14 protein-coding genes and 5 pseudogenes are annotated in these 15,351 nt (G+C 57.2%); 12 read left to right on the forward strand and 7 right to left on the reverse strand.

The genetic code is table 11. From position 1 onward, the window contains the following. Positions 1 to 41: 41 nt before the first annotated feature. The 3 genes from ACEN84_RS01440 to ACEN84_RS01450 all read right to left on the reverse strand — a co-directional run bounded on the left by ACEN84_RS01440 (position 42) and on the right by ACEN84_RS01450 (position 1,408). Complete coding sequence (locus ACEN84_RS01440; protein WP_413708933.1) at positions 42 to 275, reverse strand: DUF6894 family protein; 234 nt, start codon at positions 273 to 275, stop codon at positions 42 to 44. 215 nt (positions 276 to 490) lie between these two features. Next, positions 491 to 700, reverse strand: coding sequence for a hypothetical protein (locus ACEN84_RS01445; RefSeq protein WP_130279514.1), 210 nt, complete (start codon positions 698 to 700; stop codon positions 491 to 493). Between the two features lie 174 nt (positions 701 to 874). Next, on the reverse strand, positions 875 to 1,408 hold the full coding sequence (locus tag ACEN84_RS01450; protein ID WP_112716091.1) for a DUF4142 domain-containing protein: 534 nt from the start codon (positions 1,406 to 1,408) through the stop codon (positions 875 to 877). A gap of 283 nt (positions 1,409 to 1,691) precedes the next feature. Between ACEN84_RS01450 and ACEN84_RS01455 the strand changes: the two genes are divergently transcribed. The 4 genes from ACEN84_RS01455 to ACEN84_RS01470 all read left to right on the forward strand — a co-directional run bounded on the left by ACEN84_RS01455 (position 1,692) and on the right by ACEN84_RS01470 (position 4,151). Beyond that, positions 1,692 to 1,949 (forward strand): SemiSWEET family sugar transporter, encoded by a 258-nt coding sequence (locus tag ACEN84_RS01455; protein ID WP_112716093.1) that lies wholly within the window; start codon positions 1,692 to 1,694, stop codon positions 1,947 to 1,949. Between the two features lie 373 nt (positions 1,950 to 2,322). Then, positions 2,323 to 2,784 (forward strand): sialidase family protein, encoded by a 462-nt coding sequence (locus ACEN84_RS01460; RefSeq protein WP_246777748.1) that lies wholly within the window; start codon positions 2,323 to 2,325, stop codon positions 2,782 to 2,784. Positions 2,785 to 2,840: 56 nt separating this feature from the next. Continuing rightward, positions 2,841 to 3,023: a hypothetical protein gene (locus tag ACEN84_RS01465; protein WP_246777747.1), complete on the forward strand. Its 183-nt coding sequence runs from the start codon at positions 2,841 to 2,843 to the stop codon at positions 3,021 to 3,023. A 168-nt stretch (positions 3,024 to 3,191) separates the two neighbouring features. After that, the gene (locus tag ACEN84_RS01470) at positions 3,192 to 4,151 is read left to right on the forward strand and encodes a lysylphosphatidylglycerol synthase transmembrane domain-containing protein (protein WP_112716181.1); all 960 of its coding nucleotides are present in this window, start codon (positions 3,192 to 3,194) and stop codon (positions 4,149 to 4,151) included. 584 nt (positions 4,152 to 4,735) lie between these two features. Here the strand turns inward: ACEN84_RS01470 and ACEN84_RS01475 are convergent. Continuing rightward, a pseudogene (locus tag ACEN84_RS01475) lies at positions 4,736 to 5,071 on the reverse strand (integrase); the annotation flags it as partial. Beyond that, the gene (locus tag ACEN84_RS01480) at positions 5,068 to 5,316 is read right to left on the reverse strand and encodes a type II toxin-antitoxin system Phd/YefM family antitoxin (protein WP_112716097.1); all 249 of its coding nucleotides are present in this window, start codon (positions 5,314 to 5,316) and stop codon (positions 5,068 to 5,070) included. The gene ACEN84_RS01480 and the pseudogene ACEN84_RS01475, both read right to left, overlap by 4 nt. 159 nt (positions 5,317 to 5,475) lie before the next feature. Here ACEN84_RS01480 and ACEN84_RS01485 point away from each other — a divergent pair, with 159 nt between their 5' ends. Both ACEN84_RS01485 and ACEN84_RS01490 read left to right on the forward strand, forming a co-directional pair. After that, positions 5,476 to 5,754 (forward strand): type II toxin-antitoxin system Phd/YefM family antitoxin, encoded by a 279-nt coding sequence (locus ACEN84_RS01485; protein ID WP_112716099.1) that lies wholly within the window; start codon positions 5,476 to 5,478, stop codon positions 5,752 to 5,754. Then, a pseudogene (locus ACEN84_RS01490) lies at positions 5,741 to 6,171 on the forward strand (plasmid maintenance toxin (PemK-like)). Before ACEN84_RS01485 ends, ACEN84_RS01490 begins: the two are co-directional and overlap by 14 nt. Positions 6,172 to 6,360: 189 nt before the next feature. Here ACEN84_RS01490 and ACEN84_RS01495 read toward each other — a convergent pair. Beyond that, positions 6,361 to 6,671: pseudogene (locus tag ACEN84_RS01495) on the reverse strand (plasmid partitioning protein RepA); the annotation flags it as partial. Positions 6,672 to 6,986: 315 nt separating this feature from the next. Here ACEN84_RS01495 and ACEN84_RS01500 point away from each other — a divergent pair. The 6 genes and pseudogenes from ACEN84_RS01500 to ACEN84_RS01525 all read left to right on the forward strand — a co-directional run. Then, positions 6,987 to 9,122, forward strand: coding sequence for a histidine kinase dimerization/phosphoacceptor domain -containing protein (locus ACEN84_RS01500; protein WP_246777746.1), 2,136 nt, complete (start codon positions 6,987 to 6,989; stop codon positions 9,120 to 9,122). 409 nt (positions 9,123 to 9,531) lie between these two features. Beyond that, entirely contained in the window at positions 9,532 to 10,098 is a 567-nt protein-coding gene (locus tag ACEN84_RS01505) for an RNA polymerase sigma factor (protein ID WP_165402643.1), read from the forward strand. After that, positions 10,074 to 10,754 carry a ChrR family anti-sigma-E factor gene (locus ACEN84_RS01510; protein WP_130279511.1) on the forward strand — a complete coding sequence of 227 codons (681 nt, stop codon included), beginning with the start codon at positions 10,074 to 10,076 and terminating at the stop codon, positions 10,752 to 10,754. Before ACEN84_RS01505 ends, ACEN84_RS01510 begins: the two co-directional genes overlap by 25 nt. A 219-nt stretch (positions 10,755 to 10,973) precedes the next feature. Then, a pseudogene (locus ACEN84_RS01515) lies at positions 10,974 to 12,046 on the forward strand (catalase family protein). 269 nt (positions 12,047 to 12,315) lie between these two features. After that, positions 12,316 to 12,696: a response regulator gene (locus tag ACEN84_RS01520; RefSeq protein WP_148195159.1), complete on the forward strand. Its 381-nt coding sequence runs from the start codon at positions 12,316 to 12,318 to the stop codon at positions 12,694 to 12,696. A 523-nt stretch (positions 12,697 to 13,219) separates the two neighbouring features. Next, positions 13,220 to 13,384: pseudogene (locus ACEN84_RS01525) on the forward strand (IS110 family transposase); the annotation flags it as partial. Positions 13,385 to 13,442: 58 nt separating this feature from the next. Here the strand turns inward: ACEN84_RS01525 and ACEN84_RS01530 are convergent. After that, positions 13,443 to 14,702, reverse strand: coding sequence for an epoxide hydrolase family protein (locus ACEN84_RS01530; protein WP_413708934.1), 1,260 nt, complete (start codon positions 14,700 to 14,702; stop codon positions 13,443 to 13,445). Between the last annotated feature and the right edge of the window lie 649 nt (positions 14,703 to 15,351).

Below are 15,351 nucleotides of genomic sequence, written 5' to 3' on the forward strand. Positions count from 1 at the left end.
GACGGCGATGGTTCCAGCCAGACCAAACGTGAACCAAGACCCTAGTCTATCCGTATGACGTCACGAAACCTGATGACGTCCAGTACGCTTCCCTTCTTGTCAGCGATTTCGAACGACAACCCGTCGATCGGCTCATTATGCAAAACCATTTCGGCAACCATTTCTCGTGCGGCGCGCCGCGCTTCGCATCTCGCGTGGTCTAGGGAGGGCAAATCCATACCTTCTGCGTCCGTTTCCCGCTCCCGGTCGGAGCTGATATTGAAATAGAACATCATCTTGCCACCTCAGGCTCAATAACGGTGAGGGGCCCTTTGCTGTTCCATAAGCTAGCACCTGATCGCGGACACAGCCTCGCTCAGTCAACAGCAGCGCGGACAACAGCTACCGGCAACACTCCTTTCGATCCGTATGGAGCGCCTGCGGTGTCTACGGACATCCGCGCCATGTGAGACCTCGGTCAAACCGGGGGATCAGAGATCCTTCTTGATGCTCAATCGAAGCGCAGCAAAAACAAAATGCGTCGCGCTCGCGCGCGACGCATTGTCTTCATGGGTAGCAACATGAAGGTCGCTCTTTCGGGCCAGACCATCTTGGCTTGCACCAACGACGGGCAGACCGAGTGACGCACCGTAACCACGCTGGCGATCAATGGTTCCCGAGCGAAAGACTTCTTCTGATCCGCGACGTTTACCTTGATCATGTTGTGCTGCATCGATCTTAGGTCTTCGTGCGATCCCATCGCAAAGCCGATGTGGCGACCTTGCCGGACCGCAGGGGCCAACGTCGCATTGTAACAATCGGACGTAAGCGCCGAGATAGGCAAGGCAGCTCGTAGATGAACCCGGCGTTACCTACGGCAACGCCGGGTTGTGAATTACTTGTTCAGATCTGTTGCCATCTTGAGGTGATGCTCGAGTGCAGGGCGCGTTTTGGCTGCCCAGGCCTTCAGTTCGGGGTTGTCACCTTCCTCTCCATATCGCTTGAAGAGATCGACGGCATCTTCGTGCACATCCTGCTGATCAGCGTGATACTGCTTTGTGAAATCGTCGCCGTTAAGTTTCTTGAGGTCATCGAGCATGCTTTGCTGTGCCGAACTCATTGCAGCTGGGATGGTGGCCTTCACCTTTCCTCCAGAAACGAGTGCCTTCAACTCGTCCGACGTCTTTGTGTGATCAGCTACCATCTGCTGCGCAAAACTCTTGGTCGCAGCATCCTGTGACTTTTCGGCGGCGAGTTTGCTGGATTCAATTTCGAACATGTCGCTCCCTGCGGCTTCGGTGACGAAGTCTTCGGTTTTGGGGGCGACACCCATTACTGAATTGACGCCCGTCTTTTCTGCTGCCGACTGGGCGAGGACGGGCGAGGCGAACAGGACAGAAAGTCCGGCAATGGCGAGGGCGTGCTTCATCATTTGCTCCTATGTGTCGATATAGCAGTAGCCAAACTTCGAAATGGATCATCTGTTCCAAGGGTCAGCGGTTTCGTGCAGTCAGACAGCCCAGCATATCTCGATTGATCGGAGCAACCTGCGCCGTTGCAGGTTCAAGGCCCATGCGGCCACCTGCGGAAGCGAGGAGCGCGAGCCGAGGACTGCGCACCCTCCGGCTTCAATATCTACGCCCCTTGGGAGGGTCGCGCATATAAACTGTTGAGAGCCTTGCATGGCACGGGGCCGCATACGGGAGGATAGAATGGATACGCCTTCGATCGTTGGCTATTGCGCATCCGCGTGTTCGGTCATTAGCTTTGTGCCCCAGGCCGCAAAGGTCATCCGCACGAGAGACACCGCGGCGATTTCGGGGTGGATGTACGCTCTGACAGTTACCGGTTTCGCGCTGTGGACGGGCTTCGGTGTCCTTCGCGGCGAGCTTCCAATCATTCTGACCAATTCGATTTGCTTCTGCCTATCTGCATTCATCCTGACCATCAAGATGATCGGGCATCGGTAACATGCAGGTTACGTCGGTAAAGCATCATGATGTGTTCGCGAGAAAGGGGAGTTTCGCCGGCTGGCCCGCAAACTACGGCATGTGGTTGTGGGAGAGGGAAGCTCTTGTCATTTTTGCGGTTGGAGTTCTTGGAGACCAAGGCAGGCTACATGCTCGCGACAAGCATAGCGACTGCCTGCCAGTTCAGAGCCGGAGCCTCGACGGAGGTAGGACATGGCGATCGGAACCTTTCTGCGGGATCGTGCCCGGCGGCCGCAGCCTGTCGGCGAACGAACATGTGGATCAATCACTCCGGTCCGGTCCAAGGATAGACCTACTCCCGTCAAGCAGCCAGTCGTCCAGAATCGATTTCCAGGATCCGGAAGTCGTAGTCATGGCAGCCCGCACAGGCATCGATGGAGGCGCTGAAAGCTGGTTCTATGTCAGCCGCGACAGGGGACGAACGTGGAGTGGGCCTCACGCCTTTACTGGCCTGCATCAAACCGGGGTTGCGGCCCGAACTGATCTGATCGCGATCGACCGCAATCATGCACTGTTCATGCTTAGCCGTTCCAAGAGAGACGGCAACGAAGGGCAGTGCATGTGCGTTGAGACGATCGATGGAGGGTTAAGCTTTTCTTGGAAAAGCGATCTTCCATTCGATGGTGACGGCTATGCCATCATGCCCACAAGCGTACTGCCAGATCGTTCCGTTTTGACTGTCGTTCGACGCGGCCGCGGTATCGAGGAGGGCGGATGGCTTGAGGCCTTTCGGTCAATGGACTACGGAAAGACTTGGGAGCCGCTGGGGGTAGCACTGGGCCTGGCGGTAATCCTGGCGCCTTGGTCGCGATAGGCAGCGGTGAATATGCCTTGCTCTATGGCTACAGGGGCAGCCCCGCCGGCATAAGAATGAAGCGCACGACGAATGGCACGCATTGGTCGGTGGAAAGCATTATCCGGTCGGATGGCCTGCTGCCTGATCTCGGTTATCCTCGTGCGGTAAGCCGACAGGATGGCAGCGTACTGACCGCTTACTATATGAATCGCGGCGAAGAACGCTTCATATCGTCTTCAACGATTTTCCTTGCCTAAGACCGGGGCGGGTCGTATCGGCGGACACCGGCGCCGGTTGAACAGTCGGAGCGGTCATCGATTGGTGCGGTGAGAGGCGACAAGTATTGGTTTGAGCGCGCGCGGCGCTGTTTATGGAACCAAAGCATCCTGATCGCCGTTGCAGCGCAAACAGGAATGGTTGGCGCGATGACGGGCAGGCAGATATTGACGTACATGCTGATCATAGTTGGTATCAGCGCCGCCGCGTACCTTCTATACGAGACATTCAGCGAATACTCGTTGCGGGAGGTCATCGGTTCCGTTCGAGAGATTCCTGCTCAGAACCTCGCCCTGGCGATGCTCTTTGCCTTCGGTTCATATATTTGCCTGACCGGTTTCGACTGGGCAGGCGTCCGTCATGTTCACAGCGACCTTCCTTACCCGAAGATCGGCTTGGCATCCTTCATCGCGCTGTCGATTGGCCAAAGCGTCGGCTTTTCGGGGCTTAGCAGCGGCGCACTGCGATACCGGTACTACGCGCGTTGGGGATTGAGCACCGAGGATGTCGCCAAAATCGTTCTCCTGTCGGGCGTTACAGTCGGTGTCGGCATGGCAATGCTATCCGGCATCGTTTTGACATTGAACCCTGCAGACGCCAGTGCGGTGCTCGGTCTCAGTGAAGCAGCGGTGAGATCGATTGGCATTGCAAGTATAGTCGCGGTGGCGGCATATCTCCTGCTTGCTTCCTTTCTAAGGACCCCGCTGCACATCCGCTCATGGACATTCCAGATGCCGACGCTACGGATTGCCGCCCTCCAAGTGATCGTCGGGACAGTCAACTTTGCACTGGTCTCCGCATGTTTGCGCGAAGTGATGGCAGTGGGCGGCGATGTCAGCTATCTCAAGGCCGCGACCGCCTTCACCTTGGCTAATATCGCTATTCTCGCCACGCACGCTCCAGGCGGCCTCGGCGTCCTGGAGGCCACAGTCACCCATGTAATGGGAGACCAGGCCTCAATTGGATCACTTGTCGCCTTCCGCGCGATCTATTTCTTCATTCCTTTTTTCATTGGTCTTCCTCTGTCGCTGATTACTGAAGCAGTCTTTCGCGCCAACAAGAGAAATCGAAGCCCGGTGATAGCAGAAATCGAGCGCGCTTCGGCCTGACTGTATTATTCCGACGCCATGCTGGCCTTACGCGCGCGACAGTCGACTCGCTTCGAACCGAGCCAGATTAACCGGTCGCAAACACCGCCACTTTGAAGACTTTGCCAGTCGGTCCGCGAGGTCAGAGGCACTGCGATCCAAAAAGCGGTCGCTGACCCCGCCGCAAACCGGGCATAGAACGAACGCGAAATCTGGTCTTACTGTGCAACCGCTCTGACTTCGATGCTGGAGAGTGCCTCAGTCAAGCCATCATTAGCAGGTTGCTTTTTGGCGCATGAGAGATACCCATTTTGAAATTCAAATGTGCCGGTCTGCTTCAATGTCCGACCGAGGTAGTTCATCACCTCCTCGCGCCGGCTGATACGAGGGTCGGTGATCGGGATCGTTATATCCTGATCGTATACAACGACCGTTTAAGGAATTGTCGTGCCTATCTGCGGTTGCCGAAACCCAGAGGCGCCCGACATGCGGATAGTCCGGTTGATATTCGGCCGGGTAGGCGTGATTGGTAACGTTGCTGTTCGCCTCGCTCAGGCCGGTCAGTACGTTGATCATGACACTCTCTGGAGCAGCCTCGTCTTCGCATCGACAGGTGCGCCGGTCAGATAGATGGTCTCCTCGCGGCTGCCGTCGCTCGTTTTAGTCCGGCCGAGATCGATGGCGATCGACGGGAGAAGAAGCGCCTCGGGCGCCGGCCAGGGGAGGGGGCTTGCCGTCGCGGCCAGTGCCCAGGCTTGAAGATAGGACAGATCCGAGGTGAGAGCCCTCAGCGAATTGGCGCCCATGCCTTCGTTGACGAGATGACGAAGGGTTTCGACGTCCTGGTCGGTCAGTAGCTCTGCGGGCTCGTCGCGCCGCTCGATCGGCAGGACCGCGGCGATCGTATCGAGCTCGCTGGCTCGGCGATCGACGGCACTCATCTCGGCATTCCGTTTTCGTCGTAGAACTCGTCGTGGTTTGAGCTGGCGCCGGGCGGCGCGCTGGCGCGCCCTTCCGCTGCGAGCGCCCGGAGGTCATCCATGGTTCCTGCGGCCTTCGGGATCGCGGTCAGCTCCGCGATCGGTATGCCGCCCCGGCAGATCACGAAGACCTCACCACGCAGCGTGCGTTCAATCAGTTCGTTAAACCGCTCGGTAGCCTCGTTCACATCAAATAGGATAGGCATTCATCTTTCCCCTGTCCGAAACGTGACATAAATACTGGAGCGACCACGGGGGTGCCGGCTAACCGGTAACTAGAGTTGCGTGGACCGCCACCGCCCGGGATTACAAAACTTCCGTAAATTCCGTATATTCCGTATATTCCGTAAAAAGGCAGTTCTCACATGACTTCTACAGTTACGGCGGCCACGGTCTCGAAAAATTTCGGCGCCTATCAGGATGCCGCCGTCCGTGACCCGGTGATCATCACCAAAAACGGGCGCCCGAAAACGGTCCTGATCGCTTACGAAGATTACCTGCGGCTGACGAAACGCGAACGGCGCGTCGAACTGACCTCCGCCATTGGCGACGACGACCTTGCTGCGATCGAAGCGTCCGAGATGGATGAGGCGCTCGATCATCTCAATGCTGAGGTCCTGACGGGCAAGCATGCTGCCGACTGAACCAAAAGTCGGCTGGCTCTTTCGCTACTCGTACCTCTGGCATTGGCAGTTTCTCGAAGGTCGCGAAGAGGGCGACAAGGATCGGCCGGTGCTTGTGTTGGCGATGGTTGCGCATGTTGACGACGGCAGACCGGCCGTGCGGGTACTCCGATTTTCCATACCCCACCATCCAACCCTGCGGACGCAATCGAAATTCCGCTGGCAACCAAACAGCGCCTGGGCCTCGATGACGACCGCTCCTGGATCGTCTTGACCGAAAGCAACCGGTTTGTTTGGCCAGGACCGAATATCCGGCCGCTCAACACTAACACGGGCTACCACGGCCCTTTGCCTCCCGCGCTGTTTGCCGAGGTCAAACGCCGGTTCGTCGAGTTGGCCCGCGCCCAACGTCACCAAGCGGCCGCGCGTAGCGAATAGCTGATTCAGCTTCAATGTTCGATCCCCGGGGCTGTCGAGGCGGCCCGGCGCGTCTCTGCGCCGGCGCGATCTTCAGCGATTTGCGACACGCAAAAAGCCGAGCAATTGCAGCGCTCGCAGGCGCGCCTCGAAAGCAATCACCATCGATAAGGGATACTTATCGATGGTAGACAGTTCCGTTCAATACGCTCATAGCCGACCCCAGGCTTTGTGAATGAGGCCCTGGATTTCGAAATTGACCGCATCCATACATTGACGGCACGATCGTAGGTTTCGCGTGTGAAATTCGAACGATCTAGTTCATAAAGTGTGCGCTTTGCCAGTCCGGCGTCGAAGATGGCTGTGGTGTTCACCATCGGGCTGGTGAGCATCTCCTCTGCCAGGAGCGATTGCATGAAACCCATCATCTGGACTTGTGGCACGTCGGATGGCTCATAGCCGGTGATCAGATAGCGCAGCCAGTCCATCTTGACGTTCGCCCCTGCCCGCTTGATTGTCTTCTTCCCTTATCGAACTGATCTCGGCACTTTAGGCTTTTGAATTTTGCTTGTCGCGCGTCCCGGTAAAAGAAGGGCTACAAGGAAAAGCTATCTTGCGCCACCCCACTCCCTCCACATTCCGAGAAAGGTATGCGCAGATCGGTCCGGCCTCAGGATCGGCAATCATCTAGATGGCGCACCCAGATGGCGTTTTTCGACGATCTGAACGGGTGATGCCCCATGTCCTTTTTGAATGACCATTTCCTGAAGCTTTGGTATATCCAGTCCGCAAAGCAGCCGCGGCCGTGGCAGTACCTAATGCGTCAGGAGGCGTGCATGCTCAACCAAAACATCGATCCTGCGCTTACCAGCGCATGCGATCTTGAGCCCATCCACATCCCGGGGGCAATACAAGCCCATGGCCTCATGCTGGTGTGCGACGCCTCTATGACGTGTATCGGCGTAGCAGGACGGCCCGAAAGGTTTCTTGCGTCTCCCGCGCTCGGTAAATCTCTATCCGAGGTTTTGGGTTTAGATTTAGAGGGGCTCGCCCATAAGCTCCGCGCCGGCGCTCTTTCGGTTCTCGGTCGCATCGAGGCGCCTTGCGGGCCACTCAATGCCGTGGCTTACCGGTCTGGAAACTATCTGGTTGTGGAACTTGATCGAGCAGAACGAGATACCGTACAGGCAGTGCCGTTCCTGGTCGAACTGGACGCCGCTTCCTCAGCCTTCGAGAAGACCAGCAAACTCGAGGAACTCTGCAAGGCCGCCGCTCAAGTCTTTCGGGAGATGACTGGTTTTGGACGCGTGATGGTCTACCAGTTTGTCGACGATGATGCCGGCGTGGTTGTCGGGGAAAGCATCGACAAGGATTCATCGAGTTTCATGAACCATTACTTCCCTGCTTCCGATATTCCCAGACAAGCGAGGGCACTTTATGTTCGCAACCGCGTCAGGGTTATTCCCGATGTCTCTTACGAACCACAGCCCATTCACTCGATCACAACGGACTTACGCGAACTCGATTTGAGCGATTCGACGCTACGAAGCGTATCTCCAGTCCATCTGCAGTATCTGCGCAACATGGGGGTTGCTGCCTCTGCATCCTTCTCAATTATTAAGGACGGGGTTCTCTGGGGGCTGATTGCCTGCCATCATCACGAACCGCGCGAAATTCCGTTGGCCGTGAGGATGGGCGGACAAGCGCTGTCCAACGCGCTGGCCAGGCAAATCCGCGCCAAGGAAGAGGCGGCCCAGTATCGCGAGCGCATTCGAAGCCGCTCGCAGGAAGATACAGTGATCTCCCTTCTTGGTAGTGATCGATCACTTGAAGACTTCTTCAGTGACGGTGGCGCGGAAATCGCCCGTCTTCTCGCGGCCGACGGATTTGCCGCGGTCCAGGGAACCGAGCTCTTTACCTATGGAGCTTGTCCGGATCCGATCGACGTGCGCGAGATCGCGAGCTACGCGCGCGTGCCGGCCGCCACGCAGCCGATCGCAACTGCAAGTCTGTCTCGCCTTTTCGAGGCGGCCATCGCATACCGGGATCGCGCCAGCGGCCTTCTTGCGGTGACGATGTCGACGGAAGTCCCGACAATTCTCATGTGGTTTCGGGCCGAACACGTGGAGGTTCTAAAGTGGGCCGGGAACCCGCATAAGGACGTGCCACTGGAAGCCGGTGCAACGCTGACACCGCGCGCGTCCTTCGAGGAATGGTCCGAGAGCGTCCGGGGAAGGGCGAGGCCGTGGAGTCACGCTGAAGAGGACGTTGCGTCGCGCATTGTCAAGCTTATGCTGGAGCATCGGAATAACCACCGCCTCCGCGAGCTCAATCGCGAGCTGACAACCACTTTGAAGGAAAATGAAAGCCTCCTCGTTCAAAAAGACTTCCTCATGAAGGAAGTCAATCACCGAGTACAGAATTCGCTGCAACTCGTATCAGCATTTCTAGGCATGCAAGGCCGTGCGACCGTTAACGACGAGGTCCGCGTCAGCTTGAACGAGGCTCAGAACCGTTTGAATGCGGTCGCTCTCGTGCATCGTCGGCTTTACCAGGACGGCAGCCTGGAAATCGTCGACCTCTCACGCTATCTCGAGAATCTCTTATCTGACATGTCCACAACGATGGACAGGAAATGGTCAGAAAGCCTCGATGTAGATTTGTCACCCATTCTGGTCTCTACCGATCGCGCAGTCAACATTGGCCTCGTGTTGACGGAACTTGTCATCAATGCACAAAAATATGCCTACGGCGGCGACGCGGGGCCGTTGCTGATCAAACTTGAACAGCACCGGAATTCGTTGCGTCTCATTGTCGCCGACCGCGGGAAGGGCAAGTTACCCAAGGGGAGGAGTGGCTTTGGAACCCGCATGCTTGCTGCGATCATTGATCGCCTTCAAGGGAGCATTGACGAGGAGCCAAATGGTCCAGGGCTGCGCGTTGTGGTGACTGCCCCGGTCAGGGCTCCTTGACAGACATTCAACCGGCGCGATGGATGTCTAAAAACTAGCCGTGCCCCTCGGACGTCCTGGTTGCACCTTGGCTCGGCGTTGAAGGCGCCCGGGTCGAACTTGGGAAGGTCGGGCTTGCATCCGAAGTTTTCTTGGAGCCGGTCCGTTCAACAACCGGTCGAGCTCGCGACACCTCGCATGGTAAAAAGGCCGAATCGGGGTGGACAATTCGCGCCCTTCCATGCGGCAGCTTGCCGGACAAACTCGATCATCGGTCACAAAAAGCAGCAACCATAGTTACAGCGAACAAAATTTTGATCCAGGCGTGACTGGGCACGTACATGCAAGTGGGAAGCGCCGGTGAGAAACAACGATGTTTGCAGGAACGGCATTAAAGCGTATGCCTCGCGTGCACGTGAGGAAGCAGAGCATGGAAGGCCAGGAGCCTGAAAACGATCAGACGAGATTGAAAAGACTGCTGGAGGCGGTGGCGCAGACGCGCGATCCTGCAGCATTTGAGGAGCTTTATAAGCATATTTACCCTCGGTTGCGATCGCATATGCGACGGCTCGCCAAGGATTTCGTGATTGCCGACGAGCTCGCCCAGGAGGTTATGCTTGCGGTATGGCGTAAAGCTGAACAGTACGATCCCGCGCGGGGTCAGGTATCGACTTGGGTCTTTAGGATTGCTCGCAACCTCTATATCGACTCTCTTAGGCGCCGGATGCCTGAGTTGGACGAGAATGATCCTGCCTTCGTCCCGCAAGAGGAGATTGCGGCCGATCGAGCGATTATTAATGCTCAGGACGCGCAGGCGTTGACCAGAGCACTTGGGTCTCTAAAGGATGAGCACCTTGAAGTCCTGCGGCTTTCATATTTCGAGGAAATGCCGCACTCCGCGATTTCTTCATTGCTAGGTATCCCGCTAGGGACAGTGAAATCAAGAATTCGAATGGCATGCGAGAAACTAAGATGGGCACTACAGCAGAGCCGATAATCCGACATCATCTCGAAGACGAGATGCTTATGCTCTATGCCGCCGGCAGGCTGTCCGAAGGCTGGAGTGTTGCTGTTGCGACACACCTTGCGCTTTGTCCCTCATGCCGTGGCCGCGTTGGGGTCTATGAGGCGATAGGCGGACACTTTCTGGACAATGAAGAGCCTATTGAGGACGATGATGCGGTTGCTGAGAGCTGGTCACGCCTAAAAAGCCGTATCGAAAATGAAGAGTTTCCCAACGTTGTGACACTTCGCCGGCCGGCAGGTGACAGGTTGCTACCGCAACCGCTTCGATCGTATGTCGATCGCGCTGGAGGGCTTAAATGGAAGACGCTGGGAACGGGCGGCGCCGCGCAGATGATCGTCCCAACCGAAGATAAAAGTACAACCGTGCGTCTGCTTCGTATCCCTGCAGGCCTGCCGGTCCCGGAGCATACGCATCGTGGCGACGAGCTCACTCTTGTGCTTGCTGGAAGTTTCTCGGACCAATTTGCGACGTTTAGACGTGGCGATGTGGAAATGGCTGATCCCGATGTGTTGCACACTCCGCGAGCCGGGCATGGACAAGACTGCATTTGCCTGGCGGTTACCGACGCACCACTGAAGTTTTCGAGCAGGCTACTGCGCTTGCTGCAGCCCCTCTTGGGTATCTAGACTAGCTCTATCGAACCAGTTGGAGTTCGGGCGGGAGCAATTCGAAAGGCGCGGCTGCATTTCGAAGACAGATTGCCAGGTTGGCCAATTTGTCTTCAGCAATAGCGGGTCTCCCGTGAAGGTTTCGCCGTTTGGAGGCGGCAATCACGTGGTTCGGAACGAAGACCACTCGGCTGGCGTTCTGTCACATAAGTCGCAATTTCCCCCAGGAGCAAAGTGATGACGACAGGCACCCCTGTGCGCTACTCAGCGGATCTCGAACAGATCAACCCTAACGAGCAGGAAGTGGTCTCCGGTCTTAATGACGCCTTCGACGTCATTCTGAAACGGACTGCTGAGGACTATGGCCACGCCGTCCGGTCCGTGCATGCAAAGGCACACGGAATCCTTAAAGCCAAGATGATTGTCAGGGACAACCTACCTGCCGAACTCGCCCAGGGCCTTTTCTCGCGTTCGGGCAACTACGACGTCTATATGCGGATGTCGACGAATGCCGGCGACATTCTGCCCGACGCGATTGCACTTCCGCGCGGACTCGCCATGAAAGTCGTCGGCGTCGAAGGCCCGAGGCTTTCCGATGCGGCCGGCTCGACCCAGGACTTCGTGATGGTCAACGGTCCGGTTTTCCAGGCGCCGAATGCGGAAAAATTCCTCGGCAATCTGAAGATGCTCGCCAAGATAACAGACCGGATGGAAGGGACAAAGGAGGTACTCTCTAGCGTTCTCCAGACGGTCAATAAGGGTCTTGAGGCGGTCGGCATATCCAGCCCGGCCATGCAGTCGCTCGGAGGTGCTCCGAATGTCGATCCGCTTGGCGAGACCTATTTCAGCGTTACGCCGTTTCGGTACGGCGACTATGTCGCTAAATTCCGGCTGAAGCCCGTATCGGTCGGCTCACGGAATTGATGGGCCGCGAGATCGATACCAGCGTGAGCGAAAATGCTATCCGCGAGACGGTCCAGGCGGAGATGCGAGATATTCGCGCGCAATGGGAATTTCAGGTTCAGCTCTGTCGCAACATTGAAGATCAACCGATCGAAGACCCGACCGTCGAGTGGGACGAGACGGATGCGCCCTTCGTCACGGTCGCGATCGTTAGCGCCGGGCCGCAGGATAGCTGGAGCGACGAGAAAGTCGATGAGGTCGATGAGCGGATGCGCTTCAGCGTCTGGACGGGCTTGGCCGCCCACCAGCCGCTCGGCAACATCAATCGCGCGCGCAAGGCGCCTTACGAACATTCCGCCCAGTTCCGGCAGGGGTTCAACCGCTGTCCGATCCACGAGCCACGTTGAGCTTATTTCTAATTCGGGTCGCGCACATCGAAAGACCGGAGATACCAGCCATCCGCCAGATTGACGTTCGCGACCGGCTGCAAGGTGAGCAGACTCGCCCCGGCTTCAGGCCAAGCAGCAATCCGCCAACTCTGAAGAAGCAGAAATCCTCGCTCACGGCGCCCCAACCGTTCGCATTTTATTAAACATGTCGGCAAATACTCCGCTTCGAGGGGCAATCTAAATGTGGATACGCGAGTTCCTCTCGTGACCACGGAGCGGAGACTGCCATGTACCAACCTACGGTTCTCATCGTCGAAGATGAATTCCTGATTCGGATGATGCTCGCCGACACCCTTCTCGACGAGGGCTACGATGTGGTCGAGGCTGCCAACGTCCTTGAAGCCGTGGCCGTCCTCGGACAACGGAAGATCGACGCCGTCATCACGGACGTCGACATGCCGGGCGGCCTGAGCGGTCTCGATCTCGCAAGGATGATTTCGACGAGCCACATGAACGTACCCGTCATCGTCGCTTCGGGCGGACATCGGCTCCAATCTGAAGAACTCCCCGGCGACGCCGTATTCATACCTAAGCCATACGGCCTGGACGTCATTACGGCTTTGGTCGGGGACATGACCGTGGGCACGGTACATAAGCTCGTGGGCTAGCAAGGGCACCGATCCTACTTGTCGGGAAGCCGACGTTCAGATCGCGTTGCGGTAGAACAGTTGTCCGTTACGGCCGCCGGGACAAACCCTTAATCGACGCATTACACCTCCTCCCGCGCAAAGAAGACTGTAGGAAGTCATGCAAAATGTCCGCAGCATTTTGAAAAAACACAATGAAAATACGGAAAATGGGAACCCATTCCTATCTGACCTGAAACGCATTCGTAGAATGTTCTAATGCCTAACGCGCAGAAATTGCTTAAATATTACCTGGTGCTTATGGAATGCGTTGCTATTGGCTTTCCCGGCACGATGTAATGCCAGTCGACTTTGTGATCCTTCGACCAGGCGAGGATCGCATTCGAGGTGAATTCCGTGCCGTAGCACATCGGGAATCTTGCTCTGACAGAGCCGGCGGCGCGCGTAGCCGTGTGTAGCGGAGCGCGCCGCCGGCGGTGGTCATGGCCGGTCAACAGGTCTCTAAAGTGAAGTTGTCGAGGCAACACTTTGGAAACGACAAGCCATGACCAAATATCTTTCTACTCCCACAAACGCCGTGCTGGTAGCGATTGATATGTCGAAGCACCGTCAGGAGGTCCTTATCGAGCGGCCCGAAGGTGGCCGGCGCCAGCGTATGTCGGTGATGGCGACCAAGGATGACTATGATCGCACAGCCGCTCACCAGTCCCTGGATTGCCCGCCAAGCCTCGTCGAAAGGGGGCAGCCTGAGGAGCTGCCCCGCGCTTTTATCGCATCGACTTGAATGCCGCCCGTAGTTCTTCGGCGAACAGCTGCGGCTGTTCCCAGGCGGCGAAATGTCCACCCTTGGCGGCCTGATTGTAGTAGACCAGCGTCGGGTAAGCCTGCTTGCTCCAACTTTCCGGTGCCTTGTAAATTTCCTTGGGAAAGGCCGTGATGGCAACCGGCACCTTGATGTCCCTGGTCTTCTGGGTCTCGGAGCTGAAGTTGTTGTTGTTGTTTTCCCAGTAGAAGCGGGACGACGATGCGCCGACGTTGTTGAGCCAATAGAGGGTGATGTCGTTGAGCATGTCGTCGCGAGATAGCACGCGTTCCGGCACCCCATCGCTATCGCTCCACTGAGCGAATTTTTCATAGATGAAAGACGCCAGACCAGCCGGCGAGTCAGACAGCGAGTATCCGATGGTCTGCGGACGGGTGACCATCATTGCGCCGTATGCAGCGTTCCTGCCAAAGAAAGTGCTCAGGGACTGGTAAGCCTCCTTTTCGTCGGGCGCGAGGGAGGCCGGTGCGGGGTCGCCTGCGTTGATGCCCTTCATCAGTTCGCCAGGGACGGTGGCGGGCATGTTCAGGTGAATGCCGCGAAGGCCTTCAGGGGCTTGGCGTGCCAGAGCATCGGAAATAACCGATCCATGGTCGCCGCCCTGCGAGACGTAATTCTTGTATCCGAGCCGCTTCATCAGGACGTCCCAGGCCCTGGCGACACGATCCGGACCCCAGCCCAGTTCCGTTGGCTTTCCGGAGAAGCCGTGGCCGGGGATCGAGGGAATCACCACATCGAAGGCATCTTCCGCCCGACCGGCGAACGCGGTGGGATCGGTCAACGGGCCGATGGCCTTGATAAACTCGAATTGGGAGCCGGGCCAACCGTGCGTCAGGAGCAGGGGAAGGGCGTTCGGATGGCGCGAGCGAACATGGATGAACTGGATATCGACGCCGTCAATTGTGGTGATGAATTCCGGAAGGTCGTTCAGCTCCTTTTCAGCCTTCCGCCAATCATAATCGGTGCCCCAGTACCGAACCAGTTCCTGAACGCGTGCGAGCTGGATGCCCTGGGAGATGTCGCCGACGGTTTCCTTGTCCGGCCAACGGGTCTCGGCGATACGCTTGCGCATGTCGTCGAGCTGGGACTGTGGCACATCGATCTTGAAAGGGCGAATACTGTCGTCCGATGTCTTGTCGGCGGACGTCGTAGTGATTGGCTCGGCAGCCTTTGCATCCTGCAGGGCCACCACCGGCAGCAGCATGATCGAGCCCAGCGCAAATGCGAAAGCACGGCCGGTTGTCGAGTTTCGGCGGGACAATGTTCTGATAGCAGTCATGATGCCTCTCCTTGGGTTATGTCGTGGTGACGACACTTGGCGGAGGGGGTGTAGGGAACCGGCGTATCTGGCTTGTTTCTGAAAAATGCGAACTTGTATCGGGAACGTTGGTCACGGCTCTGAGATACGATTTGGTACAAGGTCTCAAAGATTTGAGGCCGTTGAAGTCCACTCCATGGACGAAGGCCTGGATTAGGCGCGAGTTCCGTCGTCAAACAGGCCAAATGCGCCGGGACGATCCTGTTGCTCGCCGTGCTGCCTCCACCTGCGAACGCGCAACAGGTCCGAGCCAGACCGATCTCGACGTAAGCCGAGCGTTGGAAATTGCGGCCAACGGGAATGCCCGTGATGTTGCAGGTTGAGGTCAATGTCACCTCCGCACCAAAGGCTAGTAAGGGGCGAGCATGCCCAAGCACTGCGTCCGCCATCTCCGCATGTCGGAACTCCAGATCCACGCTTGTCCCGAGACGAATGCGAGCTTGCTCTGGCATGGCCGATGATCCGCCGAGCACTGCAAATCTTTTGAACCTGGAACGACTTGTAGGACCTTTGCAGAGAGGAGGCCGGCCCCGGC

The organism is Rhizobium sp. Rhizsp82, from assembly GCF_047325115.1.
In the GTDB taxonomy this organism is placed as follows: Bacteria; Pseudomonadota; Alphaproteobacteria; order Rhizobiales; family Rhizobiaceae; genus Rhizobium.

Coding starts and splice junctions, on each gene's coding strand:
- ACEN84_RS01440 (WP_413708933.1), bottom strand. CDS start 275: ATGATGTTCTATTTCAATATCAGCTCCGACCGGGAGCGGGAAACGGAC.
- ACEN84_RS01445 (WP_130279514.1), bottom strand. CDS start 700: ATGATCAAGGTAAACGTCGCGGATCAGAAGAAGTCTTTCGCTCGGGAA.
- ACEN84_RS01450 (WP_112716091.1), bottom strand. CDS start 1,408: ATGAAGCACGCCCTCGCCATTGCCGGACTTTCTGTCCTGTTCGCCTCG.
- ACEN84_RS01455 (WP_112716093.1), top strand. CDS start 1,692: ATGGATACGCCTTCGATCGTTGGCTATTGCGCATCCGCGTGTTCGGTC.
- ACEN84_RS01460 (WP_246777748.1), top strand. CDS start 2,323: ATGGCAGCCCGCACAGGCATCGATGGAGGCGCTGAAAGCTGGTTCTAT.
- ACEN84_RS01465 (WP_246777747.1), top strand. CDS start 2,841: ATGAAGCGCACGACGAATGGCACGCATTGGTCGGTGGAAAGCATTATC.
- ACEN84_RS01470 (WP_112716181.1), top strand. CDS start 3,192: ATGACGGGCAGGCAGATATTGACGTACATGCTGATCATAGTTGGTATC.
- ACEN84_RS01480 (WP_112716097.1), bottom strand. CDS start 5,316: ATGCCTATCCTATTTGATGTGAACGAGGCTACCGAGCGGTTTAACGAA.
- ACEN84_RS01485 (WP_112716099.1), top strand. CDS start 5,476: ATGACTTCTACAGTTACGGCGGCCACGGTCTCGAAAAATTTCGGCGCC.
- ACEN84_RS01500 (WP_246777746.1), top strand. CDS start 6,987: ATGCTCAACCAAAACATCGATCCTGCGCTTACCAGCGCATGCGATCTT.
- ACEN84_RS01505 (WP_165402643.1), top strand. CDS start 9,532: ATGGAAGGCCAGGAGCCTGAAAACGATCAGACGAGATTGAAAAGACTG.
- ACEN84_RS01510 (WP_130279511.1), top strand. CDS start 10,074: ATGGGCACTACAGCAGAGCCGATAATCCGACATCATCTCGAAGACGAG.
- ACEN84_RS01520 (WP_148195159.1), top strand. CDS start 12,316: ATGTACCAACCTACGGTTCTCATCGTCGAAGATGAATTCCTGATTCGG.
- ACEN84_RS01530 (WP_413708934.1), bottom strand. CDS start 14,702: ATGCTGCTGCCGGTGGTGGCCCTGCAGGATGCAAAGGCTGCCGAGCCA.